Source organism: Roseisolibacter sp. H3M3-2, from assembly GCF_029211165.1.
GTDB lineage: Bacteria > Gemmatimonadota > Gemmatimonadetes > Gemmatimonadales > Gemmatimonadaceae > Roseisolibacter.
This window is the reverse complement of the sequence record NZ_JARGEK010000187.1, coordinates 1-9,128: the sequence shown is the minus strand read 5'-3', so window position 1 is coordinate 9,128 and position 9,128 is coordinate 1. Positions and strand designations below refer to the sequence as shown.

The following is a 9,128-nucleotide window of genomic DNA, read 5'->3' as shown; positions in this document are numbered from 1 at the left end:
GGCGCTCCCGGCGTGGCAGGGGGTGCGCGTGGCGCCCGCGCAGGCGCTGCGCGAGGGCGGGCGCGGGGCCGGCGCGGGCGCGGCGCGGCTGCGCTGGCGGCAGGCGCTGGTGGTCGCCGAGGTGGCGCTGGCCGTGGTGCTGGTCGCCGGGGCGGGGCTCATGGTGCGCTCGGTGCGCAACCTGTTCGCGATCGACGCCGGCTTCCGCCCGGCCGGCGTGCTCACCATGCGGCTGTCGACGCCGAGCACGTTCTACGGCGACTCGACGCGCGTGGCCGGCTTCTGGGACGAGCTGCAGCGGCGCGTGGCCGCGCTCCCCGGCGTGCGCCACGTCGGCGCGGTGCGCCAGCTCCCGCTGGCCAGCGAGATGGGCGACTGGGGGCTCGCGGTCGAGGGGTACGCGCCGCCGCCCAACGAGGGGACGCCCGGCGACTGGCAGGTCGTGACGCCCGGCTACTTCGAGGCGATGGGGCTGCGCGTGCGCGCCGGGCGCGCGCTCGACGCGCGCGACGGGATGGCCGGGCCGCTGGCGATGGTGGTGAACCGCCGCTTCGCCGAGAAGTACCTCGCGGGGCGCGACCCGCTCGGCGCGCGCGTGCGCATCGGCGGCTCCGACAGCACGCAGGCGTACGCCGTGGTGGGCGTGGTCGACGACGTGCGGCACAACGCGCTGGTGACCGAGGTGAAGCCGCAGTTCTACGTCACCCTCCCGCAGTTCGCGCGCGCGCCCGGCAACACGTCGCGCAGCATGACGCTGGTCGTGCACGCCGCGGGGGACGCGGCGGCGCTGGCGGCCCCGGTGCGGGCGCAGGTGCGCGCGCTCGACCCGCGGCTCCCGGTGAGCGAGGTGCGCACGATGGACGAGATCGTGGGCGCGTCGATCGCCGAGCCGCGGTTCGCGATGGGGCTGCTCGGGCTGTTCGGCGCGCTGGCGCTCGGGCTGTCGGCGATCGGGATCTTCGGGATCGTGGCGCAGGTGGTCGCGGCGCGCGCCCACGAGTTCGGGATCCGCGCCGCGCTCGGCGCGCGGCCGGGCGAGCTGGTGGCGCTGGGGCTGCGCGCGGGGCTGGCGCAGGCGGGCGCGGGGCTCGCGATCGGCGTCGTGCTGGCGCTCGCCCTCACGCGCGCGATGACGGCGTTCCTGCACGGCGTCGCGCCCGCCGACCCGGCGACGTTCGCCGCCGTGCTGGTGGTGACCGGGGGCGTGGCCGTGCTGGCCAGCGTCCTCCCGGCGCGGCGCGCGGGGCGCGTGGACCCGGCGGCGGTGCTGCACGAGGGGTGAGGGTCAGCTGCGACAGAGGAGCTGCCGGGAGAACGGATGCTTCGGATGATTCGGATCCGTTCCATCCGCTCGATCCGTTCTCCCGGTAGTTCGGAGGCGCGTCGGGCCGGTTAGCTTGCGGGCGACCAATCCCCGTCGCCATGTCGCTCCTCCTCATCCGCCACGGCCGCTCGGCGCACCCGCCGCCGTCGGCGTGGCTCGACCGCGACGGGATCACCCGCTGGCTGGCCGACTACGACCGCGCGGGCATCCACGACGACGACGCGCCGCCCCCCGCCCTGGTGGACGAGGTGCGGCTTGCCGCGGTGCTGGCCGCCAGCGACATGCCGCGCGCGCTCGCCTCGGCCGCGCGGCTCTGCCCGGGGCGCGAGGTGGCGTGCTCGCCGCTGGTGCGCGAGGTGGGGCTGCCGATCCCGGCGTGGCTCCCCGGGCGCGCGCCGCTGGCGGTGTGGGCGCTCGGCATCCACGCGACGTGGATCTTCGACCTGGCGCGGCGGCGCGCCGAGCCGGCCGAGGTCGGGCCGCGCGTGCGCGAGCGGGCGGCGCGGTGCGCCGCGCGGTGCGCGGCGGCCGACGGCGGGACGGTGGCCGTGGTGACGCACGGCGTGATGCGCCGCCTGCTGGCGCGCGAGCTGGCCGCCGCCGGGTGGCGCGGCGCGCCCGGGCGGCGCAGCTACGCGCACTGGAGCGTCTGGCGGATGGCGCCGCCCTGAACGCGGAACGGCCCGGCCACGCGGGGTGGCCGGGCCGTCCGGGCGACCGGGACGCGGGTCAGGCGTTCCGGTCGATGCAGGTATTGCCCTGCGGGACGTTCGGGTTGTTCTCCTCGGCCTGCGGCACCGGGAAGTTGACGTCGCCGCCGTAGGCGCCGCCCTTGTTCCACGCGCCCGTCGGGAAGACCGTGTTGGCCGGGCGGTTGTACTGCCGGACCAGGCGCCGCAGGTCGCCGACGCGGTGCCCGGTGCCGAACATCCAGAAGGCGCGCTCGCGGAAGAGCTGCGTGACGCGCGCCGCCTCGGTGCCGGCGTCGGCCAGCGGGGCGAGCCCGGTGACCGTGGTGCGCGCCGCGTTGAGCGTGGCCAGCGACGCGGTCGGGTTGTTGGCGCGCAGCTGCGCTTCGGCCTCGATCATCCGCGCCTCGATGCCGGTGGCGATCGGCACCGGCGTCTCGCGCGCCGGCCAGAGGAGCTGCACGTCGAAGCGCAGCGGGCCGCTGTCGTCGCGGCGCGTCTGCGTCACCCCCGCCGCGCGGCAGGCCGCGTCGCCGCCCTGGCAGGTCGGCAGGCGCGGGTCGGCCGCGGTGGCGAAGTTCAGCCCGTTGGTGCCCTCGCTGTTCCCGACGCTGTAGCGGCGGTTCAGGTTGTTGTACGACCAGATCGCGTTCGCGTTCGTGGTCGCCGAGTGCAGCATCTCGTAGCGGAAGTTCGTCGCGACCCCGTTCACCGCGGTCGCCGCGTCCGCCGGGCGGTTCAGGTTGAGCAGGATGCGCCCGCGGATCACGCGCAGCGCGCTGCGGGTGCGCACGTCGAGCGCCGTCGAGCCGGTGACGAGCGCCAGCCCCGAGTCGGCGTGGGCGAGCGCGCGCTCGTACGCCGCCGTCGTCGTGATCGGGGCGCCGAACTGCTCCCCGGCCTCGGTGACGGTGCTGAACACGAGGCCGTTGCAGTAGTGCTCGGCCACCGCGTTCTCGACGTACGCCTGCACGAAGTACATCTCGGCCACCTCGGCGGCCGGGGCGTTCGGGCTGAACTCGCGCAGCAGCCGCGTCGCCTGCTCCGCCGACAGGCGGCTGCGGTGCAGCAGCCGGCTGACGTCGGTGAGGAAGTTGTTCTGGATCGTGATCACGCGCTGGTCGACCTCCTGGCGCGCGATGAACGAGTCGCCGTTCTCCCACTCGTCGGCGAACAGCCCGCTGAGGAGGAACAGCCCCTCGGAGACGGTGCTGCCGCCGCTGGTGGCGGCGTTGAGGCGGGCGATCGCGCCGAGGCGGACGGCGTTGGCGCCGGCGGCCGACTGGACGTCGCTCGGGTTGACGATGTCGGGGTCCGTCACCGACAGGAGGTCGCCGGTGGACGTGCAGCCGGCGGCGGGGAGGAGGGCGGCCGCCGCGAGCAGCGCCGCCGCGAGACGTGGTGTCATCACAGGCCGAGGCTGATGCGGAAGGTGTAGAACGTGACGGGCGCGAACGCCTGGAACTCGGACGGCGAGTCGCCCGTCGCGGTGCCGGTCGCCTCGGGGTCGACGCCGCTGTACTTGGTCCAGAGCGTCCCCAGGTTGCGCGCGGCCAGCGTCGCCGTGATGGTGCGCGAGCGGAGCCGGCGGGCGAACGTCTCGGGGGCGTTGAAGTTGAGCGCCAGCTCGCGGAAGCGGATGAAGTCCGCGTCCTCGATGTAGCCGCCGACGGTACGGCTGGCGTGCTCGCGCACCGCGACCGAGCGCGCCTGCTCGAAGAACGACGCGTTCGGGTCGATGAGCCCCGCGCAGTTCAGGCGGCTCGCGCAGCGGATGCGCTCCGTGTTGTTGTACAGCTTGTGCCCGCCCTTGTAGTCGAGCATCGCCGAGACGCGGAAGCGGCGGTTCCAGAAGTCGAAGCCGTTGGTGAGCGCCAGCTCGCGGCGCGGCTGCGTGTAGCCGAGGAACACCGCGGTGTCGCTGACCGTGATCTCGCTCAGGGCGATGATGCCGTCGCCGTTGGCGTCGTTGTACCCGGTCAGCGCGCGCGTCCAGACGCCGTTGAGCGGGTACCCCTCGCGCTGCTGGAGCGTGCTGCTGGTGACGATGTTGGGGAGCCCGCCCAGGCTCTCCAGCTCGTTGCTGTTCATCGAGCCGTTGAACGTCACGTCCCAGCCGAACGCGCGGCGCTGCAGGAGCTGCGCGTTGATCAGCGACTCCCACCCCCAGTTGCGCACGGCGCCCAGGTTCTCGAGGCGCGAGGTGGCGCCGGTGCCCGCCGACGGCGGCAGGACGCGGCTGAACAGGGCGTCGGTCGACCGCTTGTTGTAGTACGTCAGCTCGGCCGTCAGCCGGCTGTTCCAGAAGGTGCCGTCGACGCCCAGCTCCAGCTCCGCCGACCGCTCGGGCTTGAGGTTGCGGTTGCCGAGCGTGGAGTACACGACGCCCGGGGCCTCGACCTCGGCCTCGCCGGCGGTGCCGGTGGGGCGGACGCGGGCGGTGGTGGACGAGAAGTACTGCACCGCGTCGATCGTCCCCGGCTGCACGCCCGAGGCGCCGTACGCGCCGCGCAGCCGCAGCTGGTTCATCCAGCTCGCCTGCGGGAAGAACGGCTCCTGGCTCAGCACCCACGACGCCGAGAACTTCGGGTAGAACACCGTCTTGAAGTCGGCGCCGAACGCGCTGTTGCGGTCCGAGCGCACGGCCGCCGTGAGGAACAGCCGGTCGTTGAACGCGACGTTCTGCTCGACGTACCCGCCGAGGGTGCGGCTCTCGGTGGTCGTCTCCTCGACCGAAGGGACCGAGCCCGCGGTCACGGTGGTGGCGCCGGGGGGGAGGCGCGTGGCGACGGCGCGGTTCCCCGAGAACACGTTGCGGTAGAACTGGAAGCCGGCGGTCGTCTTCGAGGTCACGGCCTGCGACAGCTGGCGCGTCGCGGTGCCGGCCAGGTCGACCGTGTAGATGAAGAACGTCGCGCGGTTGTCGCGCTTGTAGCCGAGGCGGTCCTCGCCGACGTCGGGGCAGTTGGCGAAGCGGCAGAGCTGCGTGTCGCGGCGGTCGGTGAAGTCGAGCCCGAGGTTGCCGCGCAGCGCGAGCCAGTCCTGCGGCCGCCAGTTGGCGGCGGTGGAGCCGATCAGGCGCTCGACCGCCTGGTTGCTCTGCGCCTGGTAGATGTCGCGCGGCGTGAACTGGCGCCACCCGTACAGCGTGTCGCCGGCGGGGCTCAGGTTGTACTTGAACCCGGGGCCGCCGTAGACGTTGGCCGCGATCCCGCTGACGCCCGAGTCGTCGCTCATGGGCAGCCGCAGGTCCTGCGACGTGTAGCCCGCGCTGACGGCGATGTCGGCGTTGCTCGGCAGCGACAGGTTGAAGTTCGCGCGCGTGGTGGCGCGGGTGAGCCGGTTGGGGCTCTCCTGCGACGACAGCAGCGATAGCCCGCGCGACGCCAGGTAGCGGCGCTCGAACTGCGGGACCTGCGTCACGCCGTCCTCGTCCTCCCACTCGCCGTGCAGGAAGTAGCGGACCGTCTCGGAGCCGCCGCCCAGCTGGAGGCCGTGCTGCTGCCGGTAGCCCGTGCCGTACGGCGTCGCCTCGGGGTCGTCGTGCAGGTTGTAGGCGGTGACGCTGTCCTGCGCGCAGGCGCCGGTGGCGGCGATGCGCTGCGTGAGGAAGCACTGCACCGTGTTCGACGCCGTCGACGTGGTCGCGGCGGTCGTGCCGGAGCGCCACCCGCGGTACGCCGTCGGGTACTGGTTGTTGTCGCGGATCCCCGTCTGCTCGGTGTAGTACGTCCACTGCGGGCGCCCCGCGGCGCCGCGCTTGGTCGTGATCACGATGACGCCGTTGGCCGCGTCGGTGCCGTAGAGCGTCGCCGCCGACGGCCCCTTCACGATCTCGAGGCTCGCGATCTCCTCGGGGTTCAGGTCGCCCACGCGGCTCGGCGTCGTCCCGCCCACGCTCAGCGTCGAGGAGCCGGTGGAGCTCTCCATGCGGACGCCGTCGATCACGTAGATCGGGTTGTTGGTCAGCGACAGCGACGAGGTGCCGCGGATGCGGACGCGCGTGCCGGCGCCGGTCTGCGTCCCCGGGAGCACCTGCACGCCGGCGGCGCGCGCCGTCAGCAGGTCGCCGACGTTGGCGACGGGGCGCGTGGCCACGACCTCCGCCGCGTTGACCTGCGCGATCGCGTTCCCGACCTCGACGCGCCGCTGCTCGCCGGTCGCCGTGGTGACGACGGGGGTCAGCGTGGTGGCGACGCTCCGCATCTGGAAGTCGAGCGTGGCCGCCTGGCCGGCGGTGACGGTCACCGCGGACTTCTGCTCGGCGAAGCCGACGCGCAGCACGCGCACCTCGGCCGGCCCGGCGCCGACGCCGCGGATGGTGTACTGGCCCGCGGCGTTGGTCTGCGTGCCGAGGGTGGTGCCCACCACGCTGAGCTGCGCGGCGACGATCGGCTGCCCGGTCGCGGCGTCGGTGACGCGGCCGGTGATCGTCGCGGCCTGCGGCGCCTGCGCCAGCGCGGTGCCAGCCGCGAGCGCGAGCGCCCCCGCGACGCGCGCGAGGACCAGGGTGAGGCGGGGGCCGCCCGGGGGCGTGGCGGCGGGCGAGGGGGACGGGCCAGGCATCACATGCGGGTCCTCGGGCGGGGGAAGGGGCGTCGCCGACGGGCGACGCCGCGCTCGGGTGGACGGGCGCGAACACGGACGGGCGCGCGGCCCTGGGGCCGCGGGCGGGGAGGCGGGCCGCCGGCGCGGGCCGGCGGGGAATCGGGCGCAAAGCTACACGCCGGAACGCGCGGCGCCACACGGGCGTTGTGACGGATCGGTGTCCGCCGCCGGGGGGCGGGCAGCGCGGCGGCGCGTCGCGACGTACGATGCAGGCGCCCGTCGCCTCCCGCCGACCGAAGCCCCGCCGCCGTGACCCTCCGCGTCCTCCCGCTGGCCGTCTCGCTGTCGCTCGCCCTGCCGCCCGCCGCGCGAGCCGCCCGGGCGCAGGGCCCGGCCCCGCTCCCCGAGGCCGCGCTCGGCGTCGAGGTGCGGAGCTACGCGCACGGCGTCCCCCACATCCGCGCCCCGCACCTGCGCGGCGCCGCCTACGCGCTGGCCTGGGTGCAGCTGGAGGACCACGGCCCGTCGGTGGCCGTCGGGCTGCTGCGCGCGCGCGGCGAGATGGGGCGCTGGTTCGGGCGCGACTCGATGGGCGGCGACTTCCTCGCCCGGCACGCCCGCGCCGTGGCCGAGGCGCGCTACGCGACGCTGGAGCCGGACACGCGCGCGGTCTACGAGGGGTTCGCCGAGGGGGTCAACCGCTACGTCGCGCTGCACCCGGGCGAGTTCCCCGCCGGCTTCGCGCCGCGCTTCACCGGCTACGACGTGGCCGCGCGCGACGTCAACGTCGCCGCGCCGACCGACGCCCGCCGCCTGCTGGCCCGCCTCCACCCGCTCGGCGTGCGGCGCGCCCCCCGCGGCGCCGCCGACGCCGACCCGGCCGAGGGGGAGCCGGCGCCGGGGCACGACCGGATCGAGGAGGGGTCGAACGCCTGGGCCTTCGCGCCGTCGCGCACCACGTCGGGGCGCGCGATCCTGGTGCGCAACCCGCACCTCGCCTGGACCGCCGGCTACTACGAGGCGCACGTCACCGTCCCCGGGGTCCTCGACTTCTACGGCGACTTCCGCGTCGGCGGGCCGTTCGGCGTCATCGGGGGCTTCAACAGGGACCTCGGCTGGTCGACGACCAACAACGCCCCCGACCTCGACGAGGTCTACGCGCTCGACGTCGACAGCGCGCGCGCCGACCACTACCTCCTCGACGGCGCGTCGCTCCCGCTGGAGCGCGCGCCCGTCACCGTCGAGTACCGCAACGGCCCCGGGCTCTCCACCGAGACGCGCGAGTTCTGGCGCACCCCGCTCGGCCCCGTGATCCACCGCGACGGGGGGAAGGTCTACGTGCTGCGCGCGGCGGCCGAGGGGGAGTGGCGCGCCGGCGAGCAGTTCCTGCACATGGTGCGCGCCCGCTCGCTCGACGAGTGGAAGGCGGCGATGCGCACGCGCGCCCGCATCAACTCGAACTTCACCTACGCCGACCGCGCGGGGAACGTCTTCTACGTCTGGAACGCGTCGATCCCGGCGCTCCCGCACGCGAGCGGCGGCGACACGGCCGCGGTGCCCGCGCGCACGACCGCCGACGTCTGGACGCGCTACGTCCCCTTCGACTCGCTCCCGCAGCTCCTCAACCCGCCCGGCGGCTACGTGCGCAACGAGAACGACGCGCCGTACCACACCAACCTGCACCGGGTGCTCGACCGGTCGCGCTACCCGGCCAACTTCCCCGAGCCGTCGCTGCGGCTGCGCAGCCAGCTGAGCCTCGCGCTGGTGGACACGCGGCGGAAGCTGAGCCTCGAGGACGCGGTCGCGCTCAAGCACAGCTACCGCATGCTGCTGGCGGAGCGCGTGAAGCCGGCCCTGCTGGCGGCGGTGCGCGCGTCCTCCCCCGACGCGGCGACGGCGCGCGCGGCCGAGGTGCTGGCGGCGTGGGACGACACCGCCGCCCCCGCGAGCCGCGGCGCGGTGCTGTTCGAGATCTGGTGGCGCCGCTACACCGAGGGGCAGAACGCCGACTCGATGTTCGCCGAGCCGTGGGACGTGGCGCGGCCGGCGAGCACGCCGCGCGGGCTCAAGGACCCGGCGCGCGCCGCCGCCGCCCTCGCGTGGGCGGCGGCCGAGACGGCGCGCCGCCACGGCGACGTGGCGGTGGCCTGGGGCGACGTGCACCGCGTGCGCATCGGCAAGGTGGACGCGCCGGTGGGCGGCTGCGGCGGCGCGCTGGGCTGCTTCCGCGTGCTGAACTTCCGCACCGATCCCGACGGCAAGCGCTCGGTGATCGGGGGCGACGGCTGGGTGCTGTGGGTCGAGTTCGGGCGCGACGTGCCGCGCGCGTACTCGGTGCTCGCGTACGGCGAGAGCTCGCGTCCCGACTCGCCGCTGCACGGCGACCAGGCCGAGATGTTCGCGCGCGGCGAGGCGAAGCGCGTCGCCTTCACCGCCGCCGACGTGGACGCGCAGACGGTGCGGCGCTACGTGCCGGGGGCGCAGCCGTGAGCCGCCGCCTCGCGCTGGGGGCGCCGCTGGGGGCGGGGCTGGCGGCGGCGCTGCTGGCCGCCGCGTGCGCCGACGAC

The 9,128-nt window shown here is 75.2% G+C and carries 5 protein-coding genes; 3 read left to right on the top strand and 2 right to left on the bottom strand.

Going from position 1 to position 9,128, the window contains the following annotated elements; genetic code table 11:
* Together PYV61_RS15275 and PYV61_RS15270 are read left to right on the top strand one after the other, a co-directional pair.
* Nucleotides 1-1,282, top strand: a 1,282-nt coding sequence (locus tag PYV61_RS15275) for an ABC transporter permease (protein ID WP_275833062.1), incomplete at its 5' end; no start/stop codon positions are given.
* A gap of 140 nt (nucleotides 1,283-1,422) precedes the next feature.
* On the top strand, nucleotides 1,423-1,995 hold the full coding sequence (locus PYV61_RS15270) for a histidine phosphatase family protein (protein ID WP_275833060.1): 573 nt from the start codon (nucleotides 1,423-1,425) through the stop codon (nucleotides 1,993-1,995).
* Nucleotides 1,996-2,053: 58 nt separating this feature from the next.
* Here the strand turns inward: PYV61_RS15270 and PYV61_RS15265 are convergent, their stop codons facing one another.
* Together PYV61_RS15265 and PYV61_RS15260 are read right to left on the bottom strand one after the other, a co-directional pair.
* On the bottom strand, nucleotides 2,054-3,421 hold the full coding sequence (locus PYV61_RS15265) for a hypothetical protein (RefSeq protein WP_275833058.1): 1,368 nt from the start codon (nucleotides 3,419-3,421) through the stop codon (nucleotides 2,054-2,056).
* Nucleotides 3,421-6,579 carry a SusC/RagA family TonB-linked outer membrane protein gene (locus PYV61_RS15260; RefSeq protein ID WP_275833056.1) on the bottom strand — a complete coding sequence of 1,053 codons (3,159 nt, stop codon included), beginning with the start codon at nucleotides 6,577-6,579 and terminating at the stop codon, nucleotides 3,421-3,423. Before PYV61_RS15260 ends, PYV61_RS15265 begins: the two co-directional genes overlap by 1 nt.
* Nucleotides 6,580-6,870: 291 nt before the next feature.
* Between PYV61_RS15260 and PYV61_RS15255 the strand changes: the two genes are divergently transcribed.
* Nucleotides 6,871-9,051 (top strand): penicillin acylase family protein, encoded by a 2,181-nt coding sequence (locus PYV61_RS15255; RefSeq protein WP_275833055.1) that lies wholly within the window; start codon nucleotides 6,871-6,873, stop codon nucleotides 9,049-9,051.
* The last annotated feature ends 77 nt before the right edge of the window (nucleotides 9,052-9,128 follow it).

Bases quoted from the DNA above. Each gene is read 5' to 3' on its own strand.
- PYV61_RS15270 (WP_275833060.1), top strand. From the start codon at position 1,423: ATGTCGCTCCTCCTCATCCGCCACGGCCGCTCGGCGCACCCGCCGCCG.
- PYV61_RS15265 (WP_275833058.1), bottom strand. From the start codon at position 3,421: ATGACACCACGTCTCGCGGCGGCGCTGCTCGCGGCGGCCGCCCTCCTC.
- PYV61_RS15260 (WP_275833056.1), bottom strand. From the start codon at position 6,579: ATGCCTGGCCCGTCCCCCTCGCCCGCCGCCACGCCCCCGGGCGGCCCC.